This is a genomic window from Margalitia sp. FSL K6-0131 (assembly GCF_038008735.1).
In the GTDB taxonomy this organism is placed as follows: Bacteria; Bacillota; Bacilli; order Bacillales; family Bacillaceae_C; genus Margalitia; species Margalitia shackletonii.
Genome location: NZ_JBBOZS010000001.1, coordinates 1,999,987 through 2,024,250 on the forward strand (window position 1 = coordinate 1,999,987; position 24,264 = coordinate 2,024,250).

Below are 24,264 nucleotides of genomic sequence, written 5' to 3' on the forward strand. Positions count from 1 at the left end.
CTTTTTTATCTATTGGTATAATTTTGAAAGAATCAATTTTTTTATCACCTCTAAATTGATAGGATGACAGGTAGGAAGGATTAATTGTATAATTAGAATGTTAAGAGGTGAACCTATGTTAAAGTCAAAAACGCGCTGGGTTGTCAAAGAGACAGTATCTTCAGCTGCTCGAAAACTAGTAGAACAATTAAACATTACCCCGCTAGTTTCTATTCTTTTAGTGAATCGTGGAATTGTAGAAACGGAAGAAGCGAGGTCTTTTTTATTTATGGAGGATACATCTTTTCATGATCCTTATCTTTTACCAGATATGGATATTGCCGTTCAAAGAATTAACGAAAGCATTGCAAACGGAGAGAAAATTCTCGTATTTGGGGATTATGATGCGGACGGTGTCAGCAGTACAACAGTGCTCATGACGGTTTTAAAGGATTTAGGTGCGAGTGTTGATTTTTATATTCCTAATCGTTTCACGGAAGGCTATGGCCCCAACGAAAAGGCTTTTCGCTGGGCGGCTGACAATGGGTATAAATTAATTATTACAGTCGATACAGGCATAGCTGCAATTAATGAGGCATTGCTAGCAAAAGAATTAGGAATGGACTTGATTATTACCGATCATCATGAACCTGGTCCAGAACTTCCGGAAGCACTTGCTATTGTCCATCCAAAACATCCAGAGAGTAAATATCCATTTAAGGAACTAGCTGGTGTTGGAGTAGCATTTAAATTGGCTCATGCTTTGTATGGCAGAGTGCCAGAGGAATTGTTAGATGTTGTAACGATCGGTACTGTGGCCGATCTAGTTCCTTTACATGGAGAAAATCGTCTTATTGTAAAAAAAGGCTTAAAGAAATTGGGGATTACGGAGCGTCCTGGAATCCGTGCATTATACGCGTTATCTAATTCATCACCGGAAGATATTAATGAAGAAACGGTGGGATTCATGCTTGCACCCCGATTAAACGCTCCAGGTCGTTTGGATCATGCGGCTCCTGCTGTTGAATTGCTATTAACAGATGATTTCGAAGCAGCAAACGAGATTGCTAAAGAGATTGACGGCATAAATAAAGAAAGGCAGTCAATAGTTAATGACATAACAAAAGATGCTATTTCCATGATTGAAGCGGAATTCGACCTTCAGGAAAATAAAGTAATCGTTATCGGAAAAGAGGGATGGAATCCCGGTGTCATAGGAATCGTCGCTTCGAGGCTTGTTGAACGCTATTACCGACCGACCATTGTTTTAAGCTTTGATACGGAAAAGAAATTAGCAAAAGGTTCTGCAAGAAGTATAGTCGGTTTTGACCTCTTTCAAAATTTATCTACTTGCCGTGATATACTCCCTCATTTTGGTGGACATACAATGGCAGCAGGGATGACATTGTCATTGGATGATGTATCGGAATTACGAACTCGGTTAAATCATTTAGCAAATACAAGCTTATCCAGTGAAGATTTTATTCCGATTACAGAAATAGATGCCAATATTCCAATTGAAGAAGTAAATTTAGAATCTATTCAGGAATTAAACTTACTAGCGCCATATGGAACTGGCAATCCAAAACCGAAAATAATGATCGAAAAATTATCCATTAGTCAATTGAGACAAATTGGCGCAGACAATAAGCATTTAAAAGTAGTGCTTGAAAAAGAAGGCTCTATATTGGATGGAGTCGGATTTGGTATGGGGGATTATTTTCATCAAGTTTCGCCTTTAGCAAGTGTTTCGGTATTGGGAGAATTAGCAATAAATGAGTGGAATAATGTTCGTAAGCCCCAAATCTTTTTGAGGGATATGAAAATAGAAGAATGGCAGCTCTTTGACTTTCGAGGGGTTAAACAATGGAACAAATGGATACCATTTATTCCAAAGAATGAGAGTCTTTTTATTGTCTTTCAACATCAAACGTTAGAAAAGCTGGCGCTTGATTCTTTACAATTCGATATTGTTGAAATGAAAGATGAAAGGCAATGCTTGGAAATGCAAATTGATGATCGAAATATCGTCCTATTAGATCTCCCGACGTCCATGACAAAATTAGAAATGCTTATAAAAGACAAGAAGCCTAGTCGTATTTATTGTCATTTTTTTCACGAACAGGATCATTATTTCAGCACCATTCCAACAAGGGAGCATTTTAAATGGTTCTATGGCTTCCTAATAAAGCAAAAGACATTTAATGTAATGAGACAAGGAGATCAGCTTGCAGCGTTTAAAGGTTGGTCACGTAAAACAATTGATTTCATGTCACAGGTGTTTTTTGATCTGGAATTTGTTACAATAGAGGATGGGCTAATTTCCTTAAAACCTGTAAAAGTAAAAAGAGATTTAGTCGAATCAAAAACATATCAAGAAAAACAACAACAAATAACTCTTGAAAATGAACTTCTATATTCATCATATAAAGAGTTGAAATCATGGTTTGATGAAAGAGTTTCACGAACAGTGGAACATGAGGAGGAAATGACGAAATGGATTTAAAGCAGTATGTAACAATTGTCCCAGATTGGCCAAAGCAAGGTATTGTATTTAAGGATATTACGACATTAATGGATAATGGCGAGGCATATAAATTTGCGACAGATGAAATAGTTAAATATGCAAAGGAAAAAGAAATTGATCTTGTTGTTGGTCCGGAAGCACGCGGATTTATTATTGGCTGCCCAGTTGCGTATGCTCTTGGAGTTGGCTTTGCGCCGGTAAGAAAACCTGGAAAACTTCCTAGAGAAACGATTCAAGTTGAATACGGCTTGGAATATGGCAAGGATGCCTTAACCATTCACAAAGATGCAATAAAACCAGGTCAACGAGTTCTTATTACAGATGATTTGCTTGCTACAGGAGGAACAATTGAAGCAACAATCAAACTTGTTGAGGAGCTTGGAGGAGTTGTGGCTGGAATCGCTTTCTTAATTGAACTATCTTATTTAGAAGGTCGCAAAAAATTAGACGGTTACGATATACTTACATTAATGGAATATTAAAAGGCACTCAAGTGAGTGCTTTTTTTAGTAACTATTTACGTAATAGATTGTAGCTTTTTGTAAATCGTAAAAAAACAATATCATCTTCATTTCGGGGCACTTTAAAAAGTTCGCTAATTACCGAAATAAGGATATTTATTAGCTTTTATCTACAAAAACAACAAAGATTACGAAAAGAGCATATAGTAATATTGTTTTATGTGTGAAGATTCGACAAATATATATTAATTTCCATAAAAAAACGTCATGAATTACTTTACAATATTCGTTTTTTTTTCGATAATAAATACAATCATTCAAAAATTCATTTAAAGGTGATCTTATACTATGGCGAAAGATCAAATTTTATCCGCCGATGATGTGATAAATAGAACAAAAGAATATTTAAACGAAGAACATGTTGCATTAGTGCTTAAAGCATATGAATTTGCAAATGAAGCTCATAAGGAACAGTTCCGCAAATCAGGAGAACCATACATTATCCATCCCATCCAGGTAGCTGGGATATTAGCGGATTTGGAAATGGATCCTTCCACAGTGGCAGCGGGCTTTCTTCATGATGTCGTAGAGGATACGAGTGTCACACTTGAAGAAATCTGTGATGAATTTAATGAAGAAGTAGCCATGTTAGTCGACGGTGTCACAAAGTTAGGAAAAATTAAATATAAATCCCATGAGGAACAACAAGCGGAAAATCACAGAAAAATGTTTGTGGCGATGGCACAGGATATACGTGTGATTTTAATAAAGCTAGCCGACCGTCTTCATAATATGAGAACCTTAAAGCATTTGCCAATCGAAAAACAGAGAAGAATCGCAAATGAAACTTTGGAAATTTTCGCCCCACTTGCACATCGACTCGGGATTTCCAAAATAAAATGGGAGCTCGAGGATACGGCCCTCAGGTACTTAAATCCCCAACAATATTATCGAATTGTCAATTTAATGAAACGGAAGCGTGCTGAAAGGGAGCAGTATTTGGATGATGTTATTGATGAGGTAAAAGAACGATTAAATGATGTATCAATAAAAGCTGATATTTCTGGGAGACCAAAGCATATTTATTCCATCTATCGAAAAATGGTTCTCCAGCATAAGCAATTTAATGAAATTTATGATTTATTAGCTGTGCGAATTGTTGTTAACAGTATAAAGGATTGCTACGCTGTGCTCGGAATTATTCATACTTGCTGGAAACCGATGCCGGGCCGTTTTAAAGATTATATCGCCATGCCTAAACCAAACATGTATCAATCCTTGCATACAACGGTAATTGGTCCCAAGGGAGATCCATTGGAAGTTCAGATTAGAACATTTGAGATGCATCGAATCTCAGAATTTGGGGTTGCCGCACACTGGGCGTATAAAGAAGGCAAGTCCGTTAATAACCAAACATCATTTGAGAAAAAACTGTCCTGGTTTAGGGAAATATTAGAATTTCAAAATGAATCCGCTAATGCGGAAGAGTTTATGGAGTCGCTAAAAATTGACCTGTTCTCTGACATGGTATTTGTTTTTACCCCAAAGGGTGATGTCATTGAACTTCCGTCTGGTTCCGTCCCAATAGACTTTGCTTATCGAATTCATTCTGAGATTGGTAATAAAACAATTGGTGCCAAGATAAATGGCAAGATGGTAACACTGGATTATAAGTTAAAAACGGGTGACATTATTGAAATCTTAACTTCCAAACATTCCTATGGTCCAAGCAGGGATTGGATAAAGTTAGCCCAAACATCCCAAGCAAAAAATAAAATACGGCAATTCTTTAAAAAACAGCAAAAAGAAGAAAACATTATTAAAGGTAAAGAATTAGTCGAAAAAGAAATCAAAAATATGGACTTTGATTTAAAGGAAATCTTAACGACGGATAATGTTAAGAAAGTTGCAGAGAAGTTCAATTTTGTTCAAGAAGATGATATGTACGCAGCAGTTGGATATAACGGGATTACTGCTTTGCAGATTGCCAATCGTTTAACAGAAAAATGGCGCAAAAAACGCGATCAAGAAGAAGCTGTTCAAGAAGTGATGACAGAGCTTAAAGCTCCTCCAAAGAAGAAAAAACACGAGACTGGTGTAGTAGTTAAAGGAATTGATAATCTATTAATTCGTTTATCACGTTGTTGTAATCCGGTTCCTGGTGATGAAATTGTAGGTTTCATTACTAAAGGCAGAGGGGTTTCTGTACACAGAGCAGATTGTCCAAATGTCACCGATGAAGAGTTGCAAAATCGCCTTATTGCGGTTGAATGGGAATCAGATTCTACCAATCGTAAGGAATATAATGTCGACATTGAAATATCTGGTTACGATCGTCGGGGGTTATTAAACGAGGTATTGCAGGCGGTTAATGAAACAAAAACAAACATTACAGCTGTAAGCGGTCGATCTGACCGGAATAAAATGGCTACTATCACGATGTCTATTTCTATTGTAAATATTAGCCATCTTCATAAAGTAGTGGAAAGAATTAAACAAATTCCTGATATTTATTCTGTTCGCCGCATTATGAGCTAAAGATGTTTTTTTAAAGGAGTATACTGATTCATGCGTGTAGTATTACAAAGAAGTAAGGAAGCAAGTGTAGAAGTAAACGGCAAAATCGTCGGGCAAATTTCCGCTGGATTTGTCCTCCTTGTAGGAATCACTCATTCAGATACGTTGGAAGATGCGAAATATGTGGCAGATAAGATTGTCCATCTTCGAGTCTTTGAAGATGAAAATGAAAAGATGAATTATTCTTTACTGGATGTAGGAGGGCAAATCCTGTCTATATCTCAATTCACATTATATGGTGATTGTCGAAAAGGCAGAAGACCAAATTTTATGGATGCAGCAAGGCCAGAGCATGCGTTATCCATTTATGAATATTTTAATGAATGTCTAAGAAAAGCAGACATCCATGTTGAGACTGGAGAGTTTGGTGCAATGATGGATGTAAAGCTAATTAACGATGGTCCTGTAACACTTATTGTGGAAAGCAAAGAGAGAATCTGACATATAATCAGATTCTCTCTTTTTTTTGTGGATAAGCGACATGTACCATAACCCATTTTGTTTCTGGTACTATTTGAAATATTCCACTAATCCATTATAGATACCTGTAGAAACAAGCTCTTGGTATTGCTGGGTATTAATGAGGAGCTCTTCATTAGGATTACTTAAATATCCTAATTCCGTCAAAACAGCAGGACCGCTGTTTTCCCGAATAACATGAAAATCCCCGAATCGAACTCCTCTGTCTTTTACAGAAACGGAAGCTGAAATGCCCTGGTCAATATCATTCGCCAATTCTTTTTGATTCTCGTGATAGTAGTAAGTAGTATGCCCAGTAACACTTTGGTCTTCTTTTAAACTATCAAAATGAATGCTTATAAAGGCGTCCGCATGATTGTTTTGTGCTATTCCCACACGAGCAGGCAATGAAATATAATGATCATCACTTCTCGTTAAAATAACATTGGCACCAGCATTTTTTAATTTTTGATATAGCTTCATAGCAGTACTCAATGTAATATTCTTTTCAAATGTCCCTCTATATCCGCTAGTACCTTTGTCCTGACCGCCATGGCCGGGGTCAATTACGATGATTTTTCCCTTAAGACCACCAGTAGTACTAGGAGGTGTATTCATCTCAGATGATTTAGACTTAGTTTCACTGGATGAAACCAACCAAGAAGCAACATAAGCAATTCCGCCATTTTTTAGCTGAATTTTATACCAATCGTTCACAGTATCCAGAATATTAAAGGAATCTCCGGCATTTGCTCTTGAAAGAATGCTGGAGTTAGTCGTGGCGTTGCCTCTTAAATTGGTCCCATTGTAAAGAATCGTAACGCTGCCTTTTTGACTTCCTTTCTGGGGAGCTGTAACGGTGGATTGAGTGGATTTATTGACATACCAGCCAGCAATCCATCCAATCTGGTTATTAAGCTTAATTTCAATCCAATTGTTTTCTTCCTTTTCGATTTCAAAGCTTTGGCCACTTGTTATAGATCCAATGATTTTTCCATCTAATGAAGGTTTACTGCGAACATTAATGGAGTTAACATTTACAGTTCCTGTCATCTTTTGATTGGAATTTTTCGACTGAGTATTCTGGTTCCCTTCATTTCCGCTTACCTTTTGAACATACTGGCTGCTGACCCAGCCTTCCAGTGCACCCATGGTAAAATGAACCCAACCGTTTTGCTCTTCCAATATATTAAGTTCATTGCCGGTGTTTAAAGAACCAATTACACTGCTCGAAATAGTTGGAGAGGTTCGGATATTAAGATTATCCACTGTCACTATTCCTTTACTGCTGGAAGACTGAATAGACACCTTTTCCTTTGAAGAAAGAAAGTCTTTTGATATCCACCCATTCCCTCCATCTACCGTGACCCTTACCCAATTTCCATTTTGCGATTGAATGGTTACAACCTGATCTTTTTGAAGTACTCGCAAAATAGAAGAGTCTGAACTTGGACCGCTTCTTAAACGCACTCCATCTACCGTTACAGTACCTGTTCCGCCACCAACTGTATTGGACTCGTTTAATGAAACAAGCCAACTAGCTGCCCAACCTGTATCCCCGGAAGGCATTTTAATTTCATACCAATCATTTTTTTTCTGTAAAACAGTAAATTGATCTCCTTTTTGCACCTGCTTCAAAATCGGATACGATAATCCAGGGCCTTTTCGAATATTCAGCACGGATGCATTAACGGTTACTTTGCTTGTTTCCGCCTGAACCTTTTTCACTGGCTGATTAAATCCAGTGCACGTAAGTAATAATATCAGCAAAATAAATGTTAATTTTCTACCCAATAGGGTGATGCACCTCCTTATCTTTTTTCGCGAGCTTAAGGGATTTCCCTATTTTAGTGCCACATGTATGTATTCTTTATAAAATAAAAATCTCCTGTTTAATGAAAGAAAAGAATTATCGTGGGAAAGAATAATAATATGACAATTTTTGAATCCAATACGAAATAAATAGGGAAAAGGAGACACTACATGAGAATAAATGACAAAAATCAAATAAGCAATGCAGGAAGCAGTCAAATTTTTCATACAGACTTTCATCACTTTATGGAAAGAGAAAATCAAGCGCATTCCATAGAGCTTGCATCGGAATTTGGTTTATCTTTAGGAGAAGTAAAATTACTAAAAAAGAAATTGGAACGTTCTTAGATTTATTCATAAAGAATGATAATATCATGAAAAAGATTCTACAAAAAATAGCAGTATGATCTTTTATGATGTGAATGATTGTTCCCTAATCAGCATCATAGAGGACCATACTTTTTTTATACATTATTCTACATAAGTGTTAAAAATAAACTTAATGAAGTAAATGAGAATTAATAGGGATTATAATCATAGTGCTATTTACTCATTTTTTAAAATAGGGTGAAAATTGGCGAAAATTGGTTGAGGTTCTTTTCCCATTTTGTTACCATAAAATTGTAATCGGTTACAAAATAAAAAAATTGTTGGGGAGGAGAATTGAATGAAAATCTAAAAAATATTTTATGCATGTGTTATTGCGATAGCTGGGTTATTATCGGTTGGTTCTATTTCTAGTTTTGCGAATAACAGTGGTAATACACAATATACCTTTAATTTTCCTAGTGGAACAAATGTGGACTATACAGACCCACGTCCTAAATATGATAGTACTTCGGCATGGATGAAGTTAAAAGATTTATCTGGATTTGCCACCAATCCTTCTTATACCGCTTCTGTGGTCAAGGAGAACTATTCTAATTTTTCAAAGACTTGGTATTACACTTTTTCTAAGTCAAATATTAATCAAGGAGTATACTTATCCAATCATGCATATGAAGATAATGGATATGGAGTAAAAGTTCGTATTAAAGCAGTTGGTGACGGTAATAATTCATTTTACGGATCAGGTGATTGGAGTCCAGATTCTATTTAATTTTATTGATGAGGCAATGATGGATAGTTTAAATTATCCATCATTGCTTCAACGTAAGATAATTTTTGGTGGTGGACTAAATTTATGATAAAAAAATTGCTGCCCGTTGTATTAGTTACATTGTTAGGTTTAACTTTAGTAGGTATTAAAGTTTATCCTGATATTAAAGCCTTAATTGCGAGTAAAAAAATTGAGGAAGCGACTAATAAACAAAAACCCAATAATTTGAATGGAAAACATCCAGTAAAGGAAGAAAAATTTCCTTTTAGACTTCCTGCTGAAGAAGAATATGCAAAAAAATACCCTAATCAATTTAAAATTGTGAAAAAAATGTATTTCTCCATGAACTATATAAAAAATGCCGAAGGAGAATATGAAGAAAATCACCACGATAAAGATGGTATTAGTCATATGCAATTTTATACTGATTTTGATCAACGCAAAAATCGTGCTAACTTTGAAAAAATTATTAATGGTAAAATTGTAGAAACAATTCAAGTTTTACTAAAGGACGGTATTGTTCTTCGGCAAAGACCAAATAAACACATTTTTACTAGACAACGAGAAGAGAAAAATGACAATCATTTTATTGGTTTATTTAACAACGTGACTAATAGCGAATGGTGGGCTCTAATATATAATAATTACCCAGATTGGTCTTACAAAGAAGGAAAGAAATTCGGTATGCCAGTTTATAAAATAAAAGGGAATATTACCGACAAAGTATCCGAGAGTTTGCAGGGACCTTTTACAATGGTTGTATCAAAAGAAACGGGTGCGCTACTAGATTTAAAATGTTACGGTCATGAAAGTAAAGAAATACTTTCTATTACTGTACGGAAAATTAAGATCAACCAGGGAATTTCAAATGATGTTTTTCATCTAGACATTTCTGGCAGCAAGAAAATTTCAAATATGGAATTTAACATTAGTGATATAGAGAATTACGAAGAAAAAACAGGCGGGACGGATACAAGTAAATGAGTGAGATTAAATTTATTCCCAAGAAAATGCTCTTATTATTAATTATTTACTTCATAGTGATAGATGTTGTAAGTATTCTTAGTGTCGACAAAGTTTTCAGCAACTCTCTATTTGATTATATAGTCAATCTTAGATGGGGCGGCAGTGCGGGTATGATGCCGATTATATTAGGTGTACTGCCGGTATTAGCAATTTTATTCCCATTATTGATTGATAAAATGGAAATGGATATGTATGTTTTAAGAATCGAAAATAAACGAAAGCTATTCTACAATCATTTGATCTTTGCTATTATGGCGAGTGCCTTCTTTACCTTATTTATGGTTTTAAGTGGAATCATAGCTTCGTTTATCGCTACGGGAAATGTTCATAATTTGTGGGGGACAAAGGATGGGATGGTTTACTTCCTTTTAGATAATAAAGATTACTTTTCTATTTATCTTCCACATGTTACAAGTATGAAAGTATGGTTATACATTATTAGTTCAAGATTTCTCGCAATTCTATGTATAACCTTATTTATTATTCTTCTAAAATCCTTTCTTAAGAAGAATATATATGTTTTTTTTGTTTCTTGGATTTTTCTTGGGATTGATGGTTTTTTTTCAAATCAATTCACCTTGTTTTTAGGGAGGGCAAGCATTACATTAGAGACTTGGATATCTCCAAGTGATCAGTTGTTTAATCTAGTTTATTTTATGCTAGGAATTGTTATATTCTATTATATTTGTATAAAGCTCTATGATAAGAAAGAATTCTTCGATTGATTGGCAGGGTGATAAATATGTTCAAATTAGAAGTTAGTCGAATTAAGAAGAATCCTATTTTCTGGTTAGTAATTATTCTAGGTTTCATTCTAGCGGTCATACCGGTCATTGATTTATGGCCGCATGGCGTTACAAAAGATTATTATGTTGATTATCCGATGAGTGCGTATATTAGTTGGATGTTTTTTACTGGGAATACCTATCATATTTATAGTTTGATTTTTCCCCTTCTTGCAACCCTAGCATATTCGGATGCTTATGCGGAGGATTTTAATTCTGGGTTTATCAAAAATATTTTGACAAAAGTGAACAAGAACAAATATTTACGGGTCCGTTTCATAGTGAATTTTCTTGTTGGGGGATCTGTATCTACCTTTCCACTTATTGTAAATTTTTTAGGTGAAATGACTGCATTTCCTTTAATTGAAAATAATCAATATTTTGGTATGCCTATAGTGATAGAAGATTCTTTTTGGCCACAATTATTCTATAGTCATCCATTCCTATATGTGATGTTACGAATGCTTATTATCTTTTTATTTGGTGGGATGTTAGCTTCTTTAGGACTTGCCTTTTCCACAATAATAAAAAATCGATATATTGTCTTAATTTTTCCTTTCTTAATCGTCTTAATTATTGATATTTTGCTTACTTCATTAAGAATGAATTCTTTATCTGATATATTTTTATGGAATGTAAAGGCTTCAATAGAAATTCCATCTTTTTTAATTGTAGGATTGGCTGGAACTTTTATTTGGTATTATGTGTTAGGTGATAAGCATGAAACGATTTAAACTATTTCGTCTTTCATTAAGAGAGATTTTATCAATGAAAAAAGCTTGGTTAATTGCTGCAGTTTACTGCCTATTAATACTCACGATTTTAACAATTATAGCTAATGAGGGACCTAGTAAGAAAGGAATTTTCGATTTAATTGCGGATATAGGGGGCACCAAAGGAAGTACGAACCACCTTATGATATACACCGTAGCAATACCTGTTATTGTGACATTTTTCAATCAGGTAACTGAAAAGTTTGAAAGTCCATTATATGTAACCACCTTTGGTTCACGTTTTCGAACATGGCATGCCCATGTTATATGTGCGTTTCTTCTATCATTCATTTTAACCTGTCTAATAATGCTCATCTCTTTCCTTATTGGAGGAACGCTGGTGGGAATGAACAATACATGGCTTAATTACTCAGGTTCCATCGCACAACTATTACATAATAAGGAAACGTTCCAATCAATTGTACCGAATGTATCTGTTGAACATATAATTATATCTCTACTCGTTACAAAGTTTTTAGGTTTTTTAATGATCTGTTTTTCCGTACTGTTTCTAAAACAGCTTACCAATAATAGTGCAATTATCATGATTATATTAATTGGCTTAGCAGCCTTGGACCAAACTGGGGTCTTTAGAACGCCGTTTTATACATTGACAACTACATTGTCCATAAGAAACTGGCTAGATCCAATGATCACCATCTATCATTGTATATATTTATTTGTTATTACTCTTTTATTATATGGGACTGCAGGTATGCTATATGAAAGGAAGGATTTTCTTTCATGAAGAAACAATCAATGTTTAAACTCATTTTAAGAGATATATCTTATAACTTATCTTATGGGAAATTTAAATTGATCATTTTTTTAAGCATAATAGCTGTTCTTACGATAATAATCAGTGTCCGATTAAAAACTTTTGGAAGTGATAATGTAGGAATATTTTATTTCCTGATGAAAGATAATGGTTATGTTCATCAGTTATCAGATTACAAGCCTCCGATTTACTGGTTTTTTATTCAGTTCTTTGTACTATTTTTAATTAGCGATTATTTCTCTCAAGATATAAGTAATAATCGTACCTATTTATTATTACGTATTCATTCGAAGGGCAAATATATCTTTTCTAAATTTTGTTGGATTGTCACTCAAACAACCTTTATTTACGTGATGATTTTCTTAATTATTTATTTTTTTTCAAGCCTTGTTACAGGAAGTTTTTCCATTGGAGGATCAGAATACTTTAACCGTTTTATTGCTTCTAGCATGGAAATATTAGTTTCACCAGGACAATTAATTTTTCGGATTTTTCTAGGATTTTTTCTGACAACGATTGTATTATCGGTAATGTACCTTCTTTTTGTTCAATTCATTCCACCGATTGTAACATTTCTAGGTGTGATATTGTTGAGTGGTATTTCAACTATTTCCGATATTATATGGCTGCCTGCTATTCATTCCATGATTATGAAACAAGCTATTTTTGATGGAGAGCACCATCTTACGTTAATGTTTTCTATCATTTATTCCGTAGTTTTATTTATATTTTTAGCAATCATAACATTCATTGTATTTAGGAAAAAAGATATGCTTTAGGGGGCTAAAAAAATGACAGAAACTGTTTATGTAAAGGCGGAACACTTGTCAAAGGAAATAAAAAAACAATTAATTTTAAAAGATATTAATTTATCTTTAAAAAAGGGATTTATATATGGATTTAGAGGGAAGAATGGTTCCGGCAAAACAATGTTATTTAGAGCACTTTGTGGTTTAATCAGACCAACAGAAGGCACCGTGACAGTTGGGGGAGCCACTTTAGGTAAGGAAATGTCATTTCCTCCAAGCGTAGGCGTATTAATTGAATATCCTGGATTTCTAAACGGATATACTGGATTTGAAAATTTGAAAATGCTCGCTAGATTAAAAGACCAAATTGATGATGAACGAATTAAAGAGTCAATTCGATTAGTCGGCTTAGATCCTGATGATAAACGCAAATACCGTAAATATTCATTAGGAATGAAGCAACGTTTGGGGATTGCACAAGCAATTATGGAAGAGCCGGAACTGATTATATTAGATGAACCGACTAATGCACTTGATACAGATGGGATAGAAGAATTGAAGAAATTGCTGCTTGATTTAAAGAAGGAAAATAAATGTATTTTAATAGCTAGTCATGACAAAGAGGAGCTCAACTATCTTTCCGATGAAATTTTCATGATGGAAAATGGTAAAATTATTGATCACTACGATATTCAAGGGGCAAAATAATGAAAAGAAAAACCATGATATTGCTAATAGTTGTAATCCTAGCGTTCATTGGATGGGGAATAAGAGTTTACTTTGTCAATGATGGCATTGCTAAAAAATATGAAATAAAAACCTATAAGGCAGGGGAAATAGTTCCCTTTGATAAAGCGACCTTTCAAGTTAACAACGTCCAATACGGCAAAGCGGAAAATAATAATGGTTATAAATCCATTCCCGTTTCTATTGATATGGAAGTAAAAAACACATCGGATAAAAATGTGTCACTTATTAATATTATCGAAACGAAGCTCACATACGGGGGGAATTATCTGCAAACCAATGAAGGTAATTTTGACGCCGAAGAATTACAGGATTTACCACCGAATTCAACGGTAAATTTTACATTACTCTATCATGTCCCACTACAATATAAAGGGAAGAAAGGAAAGCTTTATATCGACCAGAGTTTTTATAGAAAACAAGTGGATGCTAAGTATAAAAAAGGAAAAAGATATGGGATTTCGATTGCATTATAAATTTTTTTCATATCCACTTGACAATACGTTTTTCCACTCGTATTATTATATAAATATTAAACGTTCATATTCAAACAAAAACCGTCGATAAAGCATAGTAGTTAGGACACACATGGAAAGAGAAGAGTTGCCTAGGCTGGAAGCACTCTGCATGATGACTTAGCGAATGAACACTTTGTAGGTTTCTTCCTGAAAAAGTCGCAATAACGATATTTAGTAGGGTAGAACGTATAACAGGCGTTAACTGTTCTTAAGTGGAAGTGTAAACTTCAATTAGGGTGGCACCACGGGAAACAAAACTCTCGTCCCTTGTTTTTTAACAAGGGATCGAGGGTTTTTTTATTTTTTTTCGATTCCCGCACAAATAGTACATATGGAAAAAAATTAAAGGAGGAAAAACAGTGGCAATTCAGATTCCAAGAGGAACACAGGATATTTTACCCAGCCAAGTTGGAACATGGGAACTCATTGAAAACAAAGCGAAAGAAATTTGCCATAAATATCAATATAAAGAAATTCGAACTCCAATATTCGAACACACGGAATTATTTCATAAGAGCGGAGAAACGACAGATATCGTTCAAAAGGAAATGTATTCGTTTAAGGACCGCGGCGATCGGGATTTAACGCTGCGACCCGAAGGAACTCCGGCAGTTGTTCGTTCCTATGTGGAAAATAAAATGTACGGTGATCCTAACCAACCTGTTAAATTATTTTATAATGGCCCAATGTTTCGATATGAAAGACCACAGGCGGGCAGATACCGTCAGTTTGTGCAATTCGGGGTCGAAGCGTTAGGCAGTCAAGATCCTGCCATTGATGCAGAAGTAATTTCACTTGCGATGGAGGTTTATCAAAGCCTGGGCTTGAAACATTTGAAATTGGTTATAAACAGCCTTGGGGATAAGGAAAGCAGAATCGCACACCGTGAAGCTTTAATTAAACATTTTAAACCAAGAATTCATGAGTTTTGTGCAGATTGCCAAAATCGTTTAGAAAAAAATCCATTACGTATTTTGGATTGTAAAAAAGATCGGGATCATGAGTTAATGAAATCTGCACCGCCTATATTTGAATTTTTCAACGAAGAATCAAAGCAATACTTTGATCAAGTTCTTGCTTATTTAGATGCTCTAGGCATCGCGTACGAAGTAGATCCTACCTTAGTGAGAGGGCTGGATTACTATAATCACACAGCATTTGAAATTATGAGTAATGCTGAAGGATTCGGTGCCATTACTACGTTATGCGGAGGCGGTCGTTATAATGGACTTGTTCAGGAGATGGGCGGACCGGAAACTCCGGGAATGGGATTTGCACTTAGTATTGAACGTTTAATTGCTGCATTGGACGCCGAAGGTATTACCTTGCAAACGGAAGCAAAAGTGGACTGCTATGTAGTTGCTTTAGGAGACGAAGCAAAAATTCCAGCCATGGTTTTATTGCAACAGCTAAGAAAAGCAGGGTATTCGGCTGATAAGGATTATCTAGACCGAAAAATGAAAGCACAGCTTAAGGCGGCAGACAGAATGAAAGCGAAATTTGTTGCCATTTTGGGTGAAGATGAAATAAAAATGAACAAAGTAGTGGTGAAGAATATGGAGAATGGAGAGCAAGTAGAACTTTCTATCTCAAACTTCATATCTGAATTTGAAAGATTAGGTCGATAAGGGAGGCAATGTTATGTTTGGAAGAACCTATTATTGTGGAGAAATTACGGAAAAAAATATTGGAGAAACAGTTACTTTAAAAGGCTGGGTTCAAAAAAGAAGGGATCTTGGAGGGCTAATCTTTATTGATTTACGTGACCGTACCGGTATTGTACAAATTGTCTTCAATCCTGCTAATTCAACAGAAGCATTAGCAATAGCAGAAAAGGTACGAAATGAATATGTTTTGGATGTCCAAGGGGAAGTTGTTGGCAGAAGTGAAGGAACTATTAATGAAAACATTAAGACAGGTAAAATAGAAATAAAGGTAGAAAAAGTATCAATTATAAATGAAGCTAAAACTCCTCCATTTATGATTGAAAATAATACGGATGTTTCAGAAGATCTACGATTAAAATATCGTTATTTAGACCTTCGCAGACCTGTTTTATTTGAGACTTTTAAAATGCGTCATAACGTCACAAAATCTTTTCGCAACTTTTTAGATGAAGAAGGCTTTTTAGATGTGGAGACACCGATTTTAACGAAGAGTACTCCTGAGGGGGCACGTGATTATTTGGTGCCAAGCCGGGTTCATCCAGGAGATTTTTATGCACTTCCGCAATCTCCGCAAATCTTTAAGCAATTATTAATGGTTGCTGGTTTCGATAAATATTATCAAATTGCAAGATGTTTTAGGGATGAGGATTTACGTGCTGACCGTCAGCCTGAATTTACCCAAATCGATATTGAAACAAGCTTCTACAGTCAAGAAGATATAATGGCAATGACGGAAAGAATGATGAGCCGTTTGATGAAGGAAGTGAAAGGAATAGACATCGTTACTCCACTTCCAAGATTAACGTATGATGAAGCGATGAGCCGTTATGGTTCTGATAAGCCGGATACACGTTTTGGTCTGGAATTGGTAGATGTTTCTGAGCTAGTGAAGGATTCTGGTTTTAAAGTATTTTCAGGAGCAGTTTCTTCTGGTGGCCAAGTAAAAGCCATAAATGTAAAAGGTGCCGCAGACAAATATTCCAGAAAAGATATTGATGGTTTAACAGAGTTTGTTTCAGTATATGGCGCTAAAGGCTTAGCTTGGTTGAAAGTGGAAGAAGAGGGCTTAAAAGGACCAATCTCGAAATTCTTTTCCGAAGAAGAACAAAGTCAGCTAAGTCAATTACTTGAAACTGAAACAGGAGATTTACTATTATTCGTAGCAGATAAAAAATCTGTTGTTGCAGATGCACTTGGAGCATTACGATTAAAACTGGGGAAAGATCTTCAGTTGATTGACCAAAGTAAATTTAATTTCTTATGGGTAACAGACTGGCCGTTATTTGAATATGACGAAGAAGAAGGTCGTTATTATGCAGCCCACCATCCATTTACAATGCCAGTCAGAGAAGAAATCGATAAATTAGAAAGTGATCCTGCAAGTGTTAAAGCGCAAGCTTACGATTTGGTGCTTAATGGCTATGAACTTGGCGGTGGATCTTTACGTATTTTTGAACGTGATGTTCAAGAAAAAATGTTTAAGACACTTGGATTTACAAAAGAACAAGCTACAGAACAATTTGGATTCTTGCTTGAAGCTTTTGATTATGGCACACCTCCACATGGCGGAATTGCCCTTGGTTTAGACCGAATTGTCATGCTTCTTGCCGGAAGAACAAACCTTCGTGATACCATTGCATTTCCGAAAACAGCAAGTGCAAGCTGTCTGTTAACGGAAGCACCTGGTGAAGTAAGCCAACAACAATTGGATGAACTAAGTTTATCGCTAAACTTGAAGAAGAAAACAGAATAATTTTGTCGAATATAGTCAATCATTTCCACCTTTAGTCACATTGAAATATAAAAAAAACCGTGATATTCTATTTACAAGCAGATGAGTCCTGATGTGTACGTTGTGACACCTTATCGTTTTGACCGAACATATCTACCTTCGGGAGTTCGGAGTTTCCAACTGGCATACATGCCTTTATGGAAGGACGTATAAAAGCTGGGGCAGAACACCCACCTGCGAAAGAGCGGGTTCAAGACAAAAGGATTTTTGTTGACGGCATGATTGGGGCTCATCATCAATAATGGAAATCTTAACTCTCTAGTGATAGAGGGTTTTTTATTTGGATTAAAAATAAATCTATATTGCAATTCAACTATGAATTGTTTATTCTTATTCAAGTAAGAAAAAGATGTTTTTGGAAAGGTCTTTTCTTAATAAATGTTGGTTTTAAAGATAGAAACATTATAAACTCTTATTTTGGGGTAAAAATAATTAACTTTTTTAAGAAAAGATGCCCCAAAACTAAGTCCACTTTAGAACTTATTACCATGTACGAAAACAACAATCTATACGAAAACTAGCTTTGGAGATGATACAATTGCTTCATCAATTTTCACGTAATGAACTTGCTATTGGTGTAGAAGGCCTAGAAAAATTAAAAAATAGTACTGTAGCGATACTTGGGATTGGCGGAGTAGGTTCCTTTGCAACAGAGGCTCTTGCCAGAAGCGGAGTAGGTAAACTAATTTTAGTTGATAAAGATAATGTAGATATTACCAATATAAACCGACAACTTCCGGCACTTCTTTCCACCATTGGGAAACCGAAAGCAGACTTAATGAAAGAAAGAATAAAGGATATTAATCCTGAATGTGAAGTTATTGCATTAAGTATGTTTTATACAGAAGAAACATATGAAGATTTTTTTAGCTACGATTTGGATTTTGTCGTTGATGCTTCCGATACCATTATTTATAAAATTCACTTAATGAAGGAATGTTTAAAGAGAAATATTCCAATTATTTCAAGCATGGGTGCTGCTAATAAAACGGATCCAACTCGCTTACGAATAGAGGATATTTCAAAAACGCATACAGATCCAATTGCTAAAGTAATCCGAGCGAAACTTCGGAAGGAAGGAATCCGCAAAGGAATTCCGGTAGTTTTTTCAGATGAAAGTCCAATTGTGATTCGTGAGGACATCCGAAAAGTGGTAGGAAAAGATGATGCGAAGATTCGCAAGGCGAAAATGCCACCGTCATCCAATGCATTTGTTCCTTCGACTGTCGGTTTGTTTATGGCGAGCTATGTAGTGAATTCCATACTAAAGGATATTGAAATTAAACGGGTTAAAGATAAATAATACGGTTAAATGAGCTGCTAATTTAAGCAGCTTATTTTTTTTGCCATAAAATATTGACTTGTATTCACGTATTAGTGTACTATTTAAATAGAACACTAATACAAAAGGTTGGGATACTGGATGATTCCTTTCAAAGGATTGTTAAAAAAAGAATTTTACATTACAAGACTTTGGTTTCTTACTTGGATCATAATCATGCTTATTAGTATTATTGCTTCCTATATCATCGCTTATCGAATTCATGAGCCGATGGTACCGGTTGGATTCAATATAGGTATAGCGGTTTTACATTTCGGATTCATGCCTATGATGTTCTTATCATCTTTGAAGCTGGAAGGGAAAACACAACTATGGCTATACAATCCGCAAAGCAGCAAAACTTTAATATTAGCTAAAATAACAGTTATATTTATCTATCAGGTTATTTCTCAACTTATTCTGACTATTTCTGGCTATATTGTTTACGAATATGTCTTGAGTCATGGGATGAAGATCGAATCGTTTCCTTTTCTAACATATGTGACACTATTTCTCTTTTTATTATTAACAGGCTTGTATTTTTCGTGCTGGATTTTATTTTATTGGTGTTTTTTTCACTCGCTCGGAAAATATCCGAGTATCAAGAAAATAAGATGGTTATTCGTACTTATACTATTTTTCATCTTAAATGCCATTGAAACTGCCTTAATGCAAATAGATTCTCTTAGAGATATTGTTACGAAATGGAAACTGCCAATGTATATATATCCAAGATTTCATTATGTAGTAACGTCACATAAATGGAATTTGCAATTTGATATGCAACAGGTGTCTATCATTCCAATCTTTATATATGCCATTATCGCAATTGCTCTTTATTTTATTTCCAGCAGGTTTCTGGATAAAAAAGTTGAGGTGTAGGGTATGACACAAGAATTTCAAACATCCAAACCGATATATATGCAAATTGCCGAACGAATTTTTCAACAAATTGTCAGAGGCGAAATGGCATCCGGTGAAAAGTTAGCCTCAGTAAGGGAAATGGCAATTCAAACCGGAGTAAATCCAAACACAATCCAAAGGACATATAGCGAGATGGAGAGGATGGGTATTGTGGAAACAAGAAGGGGTCAGGGGACTTTTATAACGGAAAATAAGGTCATATTAACTGAATTAAAGATTCGCTTGCAAACGGATATTATTCAGTCGTTTGTCAAGAGCATGAAAGATATTGGTTTTTCCAAAGAAGAAATTGTCCAGGGATTACAGGATTATTTAAACGGGTGTGATGAACATGATTGAGTTAAGAAATGTATCTAAAAAATATGGAAGGGATTTTTCATTAAAGGACGTTTCGATAACATTTAAACCAGGTAAGATTTATGGCTTGCTTGGTCCAAACGGCAGCGGAAAATCAACAACCCTTAAAATGATAAGCGGGCTAGTCTATCCGAATAAAGGAGAAATATTCGTGGATGGAGAGCTGGTAAATCGGAAAATTTCGAGAAAAGTTGCTTACTTAACAGAACTGGATATGTTTTATGATCCATTTACCGTTCAACATATGATTGATTTCTATGCTACCCAATTTCCGGACTTTGAGATGGAAAAAGCAAATACGCTTGTAAATGATTTAAAACTGGATCGTTCAAAAAAGATAAAACAATTATCAAAGGGAAATCGCGGCCGCTTGAAGCTAGTTCTTGCACTTTCGAGGAGCGCCCCGATCCTGCTTTTGGATGAACCATTTTCCGGACTGGATCCAATGGTGAGGGAGTCTATTGTAAAAAGTCTATTAAGCTATATTGATTTTGAGGAACAAACGGTCATCATCGCTACCCATGAAATTGATGAAATTGAACCACTGTTAGACGAAGTGCTAGCTATATTTAATGGGAACCTAATAGGTATACAAAACGTAGAAACACTTCGGGAGGAAATAGGAGTATCTGTATTGCAATGGTTTAAAAAGATTATGGAAGAAAATGGAGTTTACGGAGGAGAAAAGTAATGAAACCTGCAGTTGAATTAAAGAATGTCACTAAGGTCATTAAAGGTAAAAAGATTATTGATAATCTCAGTTTTACAATTAATGAAGGAGAAGTGTTTGGTTTTTTAGGGCCTAATGGTGCCGGAAAAACTACCACTATCAGAATGATTGTCGGATTAATGGGGATTACTTCAGGTGAAATTCTCATTTGCGGCAACAGTATTACAAAAAATCATGATAAAGCATTGCGAAATGTCGGGGGAATCGTTGAAAACCCAGAAATGTATAAATTTTTAACAGGGTATCAAAACTTAATGCAATATGCACGAATGATCAAAGGTATCACAAAGGAAAAAATAGATGAAGTGGTGCAACTGGTGGGACTAACAGACCGCATACATGATAAGGTGAAAACTTATTCCCTTGGAATGCGCCAGCGTCTAGGATTGGCACAAAGTTTGCTGCATGACCCAAAAGTTATGATATTAGACGAGCCGACAAATGGTTTAGACCCTGCCGGAATAAGAGAAATTCGCGACCACTTACGCATCCTTTCAAAAGAAAGAGGAATGGCGGTTATCGTTTCCAGTCACCTTTTATCGGAGATGGAAATGATGTGTGACCGAATTGCCATTATTCAAAAAGGGAAGCTGATTGATGTTCAGCAAGTCCATGATTTTGTTAATGATGATGTTCATAAATATTTTATAGAGTTGGACGTTACAAATATAAATTCTGTTCAAAATCTCGCGAATCTATCATTTGTTCAACAGGAAAATGGTATAGAGATTGAAGTAGAAAAAGATCAAATTCCGGATATCATAAAACAACTTGTGGAAAGCGGCGTTCGCATTTACGAAGTGAAGGCAGTTTCGAAATCTCTTGAAGAGCGTTTCTTAGAAGTTACTGGCAAGGAGGAAGTTGCACATGCTTAATCTTATAACTAATGAATGGTTGAAAATTTTCAAACGCACCGGAACTTATGTGATGATTGCACTCATTATTATTGGGCTTATTGGAATGGGAGCAATCCAGAAAATATATTTAGATAAAGGCAAGCAAAATGCAAATTGGAAAACGGAACTAAGTGCGCAAGTTCAAAATGATGAAAAATCACTGAAAGGTATGCCTAAAATTGCAAGAAGTGAAATCCAGAAAAAAATTGATATTAATAAATATCGAATCGAACATAATATACCACCACAAACTAAGAAAACGATGTATTCTTTTATTAATGAAAGCTCAGCTTTGATCACTTTTGCAGGCTTATTTACCATTATCATTGCTGCGGGGATAGTTGCAAGTGAATTTGGATGGGGAACAATTAAGTTATTGCTGATTAGACCGATAAAGCGGTCCAAGATTTTATTATCTAAATACTTCACAGTCCTATTATTTGGTATTTTAATGACTGCCGTACTTTTTGTTGGAGCAGCTTTAATCGGTTTAATCTTATTTGGTACCGGTGCTGGTAGTAATATTCATTTAGCCTATGCAAACAATCATGTTGTGGAACAAAGTATGCTGTGGTTTTTAGTGAAGAAGTTCTTACTTTCATCTATTGATGTACTGATGCTTGCAACGATGGCATTTATGATATCTGCGGTATTCCGTAACAGTTCTCTAGCTATTGGAATCTCTATTTTTCTATTAGTTATGGGTTCAAATGTAACGATGCTTCTTTCAATGAAATTTGATTGGGCAAAATATATCTTGTTCGCAAATACAGACTTAATGCAATATGTTGATGGGACTCCAATGGTAAAAGGGATGACTCTCGGATTTTCGATTACAATGTTAATTATTTATTTTGTAATTTTCCAGTTACTTGCTTTCGGTGTATTTACAAAGCGGGATGTAGCGGCATAAATAAAGAGAAAAAAAGGAACGTTGATTTAATCCGTTCCTTTTTTCGTATTTCTTAATAGTTTTTCATAAACTCCAGCGAGAGCTTGTTCAAATTTACCAGTCTGCTTTGGTTTGTAATATGTCTTTCCTTTCAGAGTGTTCGGCAGATATTGTTGATTCACCCAACCATTATCATAATCATGCGGGTATTTATAATCAAGACCTCTGCCAAGCTGTTTTGCGCCTTGATAATGAGCATCCTTCAAATGCAATGGTACATCCCCGCTTTTTCCGGCTCGAATATCGGCAATTGCTTCATCAATCGCTAAAATGGCAGAATTTGATTTAGGCGATAAACAAAGCTCGATTACAGCATTTGCAAGCGGAATCCGGGCCTCGGGAAAACCGATTTTTTCAGCAGTTTGAATGGCAGCGAGTGTTCTGGCACCTGCTTGCGGGCTGGCAAGTCCGATGTCTTCATAGGCGATAACAAGTAAACGGCGGCTGATACTTGGAAGATCTCCTGCTTCTATCAGTCTTCCTAAATAATGCAGGGCAGCATTCACATCACTTCCGCGTATTGATTTTTGAAAAGCACTTAGCACGTCATAATGGCCATCTCCATCTTTATCGTGCGCAAAAGCTTTCTTTTGCAAGCACTCTTCTGCAATCCCGACTGTAATATGAATAATACCATTCTCATCAGGAGCTGTTGATAATGCTGCTAATTCTAATGCATTAAGTGCGCTCCGAACATCTCCATTACTTGCTGTAGCAAAATGAAGAAAGGCATTTTCGTCAATTTCGATTTGACTGGCACCTAATCCTCGGACATCATCATTTAGGGCATTTTTTAACACTTTCTTCATTTCCTCTGAAGTAGGCGGGAACAATTCAAAAATTTGACATCTGCTTCTTATGGCAGGATTGATTGCATGGTAAGGGTTGCTTGTTGTCGCACCAATCAAAACAATCATGCCGTTTTCCAGGTATGGCAGAAGAAAATCCTGTTTTGTTTTATCCAGCCGATGAACCTCATCAAGCAGCAATATAACCTTCCCGGACATTTTTGCTTCGGCAGCGACTATTTCCATATCTTTTTTATTATTTGTGACGGCGTTTAATTTTCGAAAAGCATATTTTGTACTGCCTGCTATAGCGCTGGCAATCGATGTTTTTCCAATCCCGGGGGGACCGTATAAAATCATCGAAGATAATTGCTTTGCCGAAACCATGCGGTAGATGATTTTTCCTTCCCCGACAAGATGCTGTTGTCCTGCAACCTCATCAAGTGTCCTTGGCCGCATGCGATAAGCTAATGGTTGATCATTCATTATTTCTCTCTCCATAGGTAATAGATTCGATTTTTTATAATAAAAGTATATCATTTCAAAA

Annotated in this window: 23 protein-coding genes, 1 other RNA gene and 1 other annotated feature; of the genes, 22 read left to right on the plus strand and 2 right to left on the minus strand. The window is 35.6% G+C overall.

Features of this window, described 5'->3' with window-relative positions; genetic code table 11:
• The first annotated feature begins 115 nt into the window (after positions 1 to 115).
• The 4 genes from recJ (at position 116) to dtd (ending at position 5,985) form a co-directional block, all read left to right on the plus strand.
• A complete protein-coding gene (recJ, locus tag NSQ59_RS09640; protein ID WP_340830910.1) occupies positions 116 to 2,485 on the plus strand; it encodes a single-stranded-DNA-specific exonuclease RecJ in 2,370 nt (789 codons plus the stop codon).
• Positions 2,476 to 2,988, plus strand: a complete 513-nt coding sequence (locus NSQ59_RS09645) for an adenine phosphoribosyltransferase (RefSeq protein WP_055739163.1) — start codon at positions 2,476 to 2,478, stop codon at positions 2,986 to 2,988. The genes recJ and NSQ59_RS09645 overlap by 10 nt, the downstream gene beginning before the upstream one ends.
• 327 nt (positions 2,989 to 3,315) lie before the next feature.
• Positions 3,316 to 5,505, plus strand: coding sequence for a RelA/SpoT family protein (locus NSQ59_RS09650; RefSeq protein ID WP_126648642.1), 2,190 nt, complete (start codon positions 3,316 to 3,318; stop codon positions 5,503 to 5,505).
• 30 nt (positions 5,506 to 5,535) lie between these two features.
• Positions 5,536 to 5,985 (plus strand): D-aminoacyl-tRNA deacylase, encoded by a 450-nt coding sequence (dtd, locus tag NSQ59_RS09655; RefSeq protein WP_340830914.1) that lies wholly within the window; start codon positions 5,536 to 5,538, stop codon positions 5,983 to 5,985.
• A gap of 69 nt (positions 5,986 to 6,054) precedes the next feature.
• Here dtd and NSQ59_RS09660 read toward each other — a convergent pair whose 3' ends face one another.
• Positions 6,055 to 7,797 carry an SH3 domain-containing protein gene (locus tag NSQ59_RS09660; protein ID WP_340830916.1) on the minus strand — a complete coding sequence of 581 codons (1,743 nt, stop codon included), beginning with the start codon at positions 7,795 to 7,797 and terminating at the stop codon, positions 6,055 to 6,057.
• 189 nt (positions 7,798 to 7,986) lie between these two features.
• Here NSQ59_RS09660 and NSQ59_RS09665 point away from each other — a divergent pair, with 189 nt between their 5' ends.
• From NSQ59_RS09665 to NSQ59_RS09750, 18 genes are all read left to right on the plus strand, one after another.
• A complete protein-coding gene (locus NSQ59_RS09665) occupies positions 7,987 to 8,163 on the plus strand; it encodes an RNA polymerase subunit sigma-70 (protein WP_126648645.1) in 177 nt (58 codons plus the stop codon).
• Positions 8,164 to 8,614: 451 nt separating this feature from the next.
• Positions 8,615 to 8,914, plus strand: coding sequence for a hypothetical protein (locus tag NSQ59_RS09670; RefSeq protein ID WP_340830918.1), 300 nt, complete (start codon positions 8,615 to 8,617; stop codon positions 8,912 to 8,914).
• Positions 8,915 to 8,998: 84 nt separating this feature from the next.
• A complete protein-coding gene (locus NSQ59_RS09675) occupies positions 8,999 to 9,898 on the plus strand; it encodes a hypothetical protein (protein WP_126648647.1) in 900 nt (299 codons plus the stop codon).
• Complete coding sequence (locus NSQ59_RS09680) at positions 9,895 to 10,665, plus strand: hypothetical protein (RefSeq protein WP_126648648.1); 771 nt, start codon at positions 9,895 to 9,897, stop codon at positions 10,663 to 10,665. Before NSQ59_RS09675 ends, NSQ59_RS09680 begins: the two co-directional genes overlap by 4 nt.
• A 17-nt stretch (positions 10,666 to 10,682) precedes the next feature.
• The gene (locus NSQ59_RS09685) at positions 10,683 to 11,459 is read left to right on the plus strand and encodes a hypothetical protein (protein ID WP_126648649.1); all 777 of its coding nucleotides are present in this window, start codon (positions 10,683 to 10,685) and stop codon (positions 11,457 to 11,459) included.
• Between the two features lie 34 nt (positions 11,460 to 11,493).
• The gene (locus NSQ59_RS09690; protein WP_126648650.1) at positions 11,494 to 12,246 is read left to right on the plus strand and encodes a hypothetical protein; all 753 of its coding nucleotides are present in this window, start codon (positions 11,494 to 11,496) and stop codon (positions 12,244 to 12,246) included.
• Complete coding sequence (locus NSQ59_RS09695; RefSeq protein ID WP_340830924.1) at positions 12,243 to 13,055, plus strand: hypothetical protein; 813 nt, start codon at positions 12,243 to 12,245, stop codon at positions 13,053 to 13,055. Before NSQ59_RS09690 ends, NSQ59_RS09695 begins: the two co-directional genes overlap by 4 nt.
• Positions 13,056 to 13,067: 12 nt before the next feature.
• Positions 13,068 to 13,733, plus strand: coding sequence for an ATP-binding cassette domain-containing protein (locus tag NSQ59_RS09700; protein WP_340830926.1), 666 nt, complete (start codon positions 13,068 to 13,070; stop codon positions 13,731 to 13,733).
• The gene (locus NSQ59_RS09705; RefSeq protein WP_126648653.1) at positions 13,733 to 14,248 is read left to right on the plus strand and encodes a DUF4352 domain-containing protein; all 516 of its coding nucleotides are present in this window, start codon (positions 13,733 to 13,735) and stop codon (positions 14,246 to 14,248) included. Before NSQ59_RS09700 ends, NSQ59_RS09705 begins: the two co-directional genes overlap by 1 nt.
• A 75-nt stretch (positions 14,249 to 14,323) precedes the next feature.
• Positions 14,324 to 14,561 (plus strand) — a binding site (T-box leader).
• Between the two features lie 88 nt (positions 14,562 to 14,649).
• A complete protein-coding gene (gene hisS / locus NSQ59_RS09710) occupies positions 14,650 to 15,918 on the plus strand; it encodes a histidine--tRNA ligase (RefSeq protein ID WP_055739168.1) in 1,269 nt (422 codons plus the stop codon).
• A gap of 13 nt (positions 15,919 to 15,931) precedes the next feature.
• Positions 15,932 to 17,710 (plus strand): aspartate--tRNA ligase, encoded by a 1,779-nt coding sequence (gene aspS, locus NSQ59_RS09715; protein WP_055739169.1) that lies wholly within the window; start codon positions 15,932 to 15,934, stop codon positions 17,708 to 17,710.
• Between the two features lie 82 nt (positions 17,711 to 17,792).
• Positions 17,793 to 17,982, plus strand: a non-coding RNA gene (gene ssrS, locus NSQ59_RS09720) — 6S RNA.
• A 305-nt stretch (positions 17,983 to 18,287) separates the two neighbouring features.
• Positions 18,288 to 19,052 carry a tRNA threonylcarbamoyladenosine dehydratase gene (locus NSQ59_RS09725; RefSeq protein ID WP_055739170.1) on the plus strand — a complete coding sequence of 255 codons (765 nt, stop codon included), beginning with the start codon at positions 18,288 to 18,290 and terminating at the stop codon, positions 19,050 to 19,052.
• Between the two features lie 120 nt (positions 19,053 to 19,172).
• A complete protein-coding gene (locus NSQ59_RS09730) occupies positions 19,173 to 19,952 on the plus strand; it encodes a hypothetical protein (RefSeq protein WP_055739171.1) in 780 nt (259 codons plus the stop codon).
• A gap of 3 nt (positions 19,953 to 19,955) precedes the next feature.
• Positions 19,956 to 20,333: a GntR family transcriptional regulator gene (locus tag NSQ59_RS09735; RefSeq protein ID WP_055739172.1), complete on the plus strand. Its 378-nt coding sequence runs from the start codon at positions 19,956 to 19,958 to the stop codon at positions 20,331 to 20,333.
• Positions 20,326 to 21,042, plus strand: coding sequence for an ABC transporter ATP-binding protein (locus NSQ59_RS09740; protein ID WP_340830932.1), 717 nt, complete (start codon positions 20,326 to 20,328; stop codon positions 21,040 to 21,042). Before NSQ59_RS09735 ends, NSQ59_RS09740 begins: the two co-directional genes overlap by 8 nt.
• Positions 21,042 to 21,956: an ABC transporter ATP-binding protein gene (locus NSQ59_RS09745; protein WP_340830937.1), complete on the plus strand. Its 915-nt coding sequence runs from the start codon at positions 21,042 to 21,044 to the stop codon at positions 21,954 to 21,956. Before NSQ59_RS09740 ends, NSQ59_RS09745 begins: the two co-directional genes overlap by 1 nt.
• The gene (locus NSQ59_RS09750; RefSeq protein ID WP_055739175.1) at positions 21,949 to 22,890 is read left to right on the plus strand and encodes an ABC transporter permease; all 942 of its coding nucleotides are present in this window, start codon (positions 21,949 to 21,951) and stop codon (positions 22,888 to 22,890) included. Before NSQ59_RS09745 ends, NSQ59_RS09750 begins: the two co-directional genes overlap by 8 nt.
• Before the next feature lie 26 nt (positions 22,891 to 22,916).
• On the opposite strand, the gene NSQ59_RS09755 is transcribed toward NSQ59_RS09750, so the two are convergent.
• Positions 22,917 to 24,203: a replication-associated recombination protein A gene (locus NSQ59_RS09755; protein ID WP_340830939.1), complete on the minus strand. Its 1,287-nt coding sequence runs from the start codon at positions 24,201 to 24,203 to the stop codon at positions 22,917 to 22,919.
• Between the last annotated feature and the right edge of the window lie 61 nt (positions 24,204 to 24,264).

Excerpts from the sequence above, each read along its gene's own strand:
- NSQ59_RS09695 (WP_340830924.1), top strand. The coding sequence starts at position 12,243 with ATGAAGAAACAATCAATGTTTAAACTCATTTTAAGAGATATATCTTAT.
- NSQ59_RS09735 (WP_055739172.1), top strand. The coding sequence starts at position 19,956 with ATGACACAAGAATTTCAAACATCCAAACCGATATATATGCAAATTGCC.
- NSQ59_RS09700 (WP_340830926.1), top strand. The coding sequence starts at position 13,068 with ATGACAGAAACTGTTTATGTAAAGGCGGAACACTTGTCAAAGGAAATA.
- NSQ59_RS09745 (WP_340830937.1), top strand. The coding sequence starts at position 21,042 with ATGAAACCTGCAGTTGAATTAAAGAATGTCACTAAGGTCATTAAAGGT.
- NSQ59_RS09675 (WP_126648647.1), top strand. The coding sequence starts at position 8,999 with ATGATAAAAAAATTGCTGCCCGTTGTATTAGTTACATTGTTAGGTTTA.
- NSQ59_RS09645 (WP_055739163.1), top strand. The coding sequence starts at position 2,476 with ATGGATTTAAAGCAGTATGTAACAATTGTCCCAGATTGGCCAAAGCAA.
- NSQ59_RS09665 (WP_126648645.1), top strand. The coding sequence starts at position 7,987 with ATGAGAATAAATGACAAAAATCAAATAAGCAATGCAGGAAGCAGTCAA.
- NSQ59_RS09755 (WP_340830939.1), bottom strand. The coding sequence starts at position 24,203 with ATGAATGATCAACCATTAGCTTATCGCATGCGGCCAAGGACACTTGAT.
- NSQ59_RS09650 (WP_126648642.1), top strand. The coding sequence starts at position 3,316 with ATGGCGAAAGATCAAATTTTATCCGCCGATGATGTGATAAATAGAACA.
- NSQ59_RS09750 (WP_055739175.1), top strand. The coding sequence starts at position 21,949 with ATGCTTAATCTTATAACTAATGAATGGTTGAAAATTTTCAAACGCACC.
- aspS (WP_055739169.1), top strand. The coding sequence starts at position 15,932 with ATGTTTGGAAGAACCTATTATTGTGGAGAAATTACGGAAAAAAATATT.
- NSQ59_RS09685 (WP_126648649.1), top strand. The coding sequence starts at position 10,683 with ATGTTCAAATTAGAAGTTAGTCGAATTAAGAAGAATCCTATTTTCTGG.
- NSQ59_RS09690 (WP_126648650.1), top strand. The coding sequence starts at position 11,494 with ATGAAAAAAGCTTGGTTAATTGCTGCAGTTTACTGCCTATTAATACTC.
- NSQ59_RS09680 (WP_126648648.1), top strand. The coding sequence starts at position 9,895 with ATGAGTGAGATTAAATTTATTCCCAAGAAAATGCTCTTATTATTAATT.
- dtd (WP_340830914.1), top strand. The coding sequence starts at position 5,536 with ATGCGTGTAGTATTACAAAGAAGTAAGGAAGCAAGTGTAGAAGTAAAC.
- recJ (WP_340830910.1), top strand. The coding sequence starts at position 116 with ATGTTAAAGTCAAAAACGCGCTGGGTTGTCAAAGAGACAGTATCTTCA.
- NSQ59_RS09730 (WP_055739171.1), top strand. The coding sequence starts at position 19,173 with ATGATTCCTTTCAAAGGATTGTTAAAAAAAGAATTTTACATTACAAGA.
- NSQ59_RS09705 (WP_126648653.1), top strand. The coding sequence starts at position 13,733 with ATGAAAAGAAAAACCATGATATTGCTAATAGTTGTAATCCTAGCGTTC.
- NSQ59_RS09740 (WP_340830932.1), top strand. The coding sequence starts at position 20,326 with ATGATTGAGTTAAGAAATGTATCTAAAAAATATGGAAGGGATTTTTCA.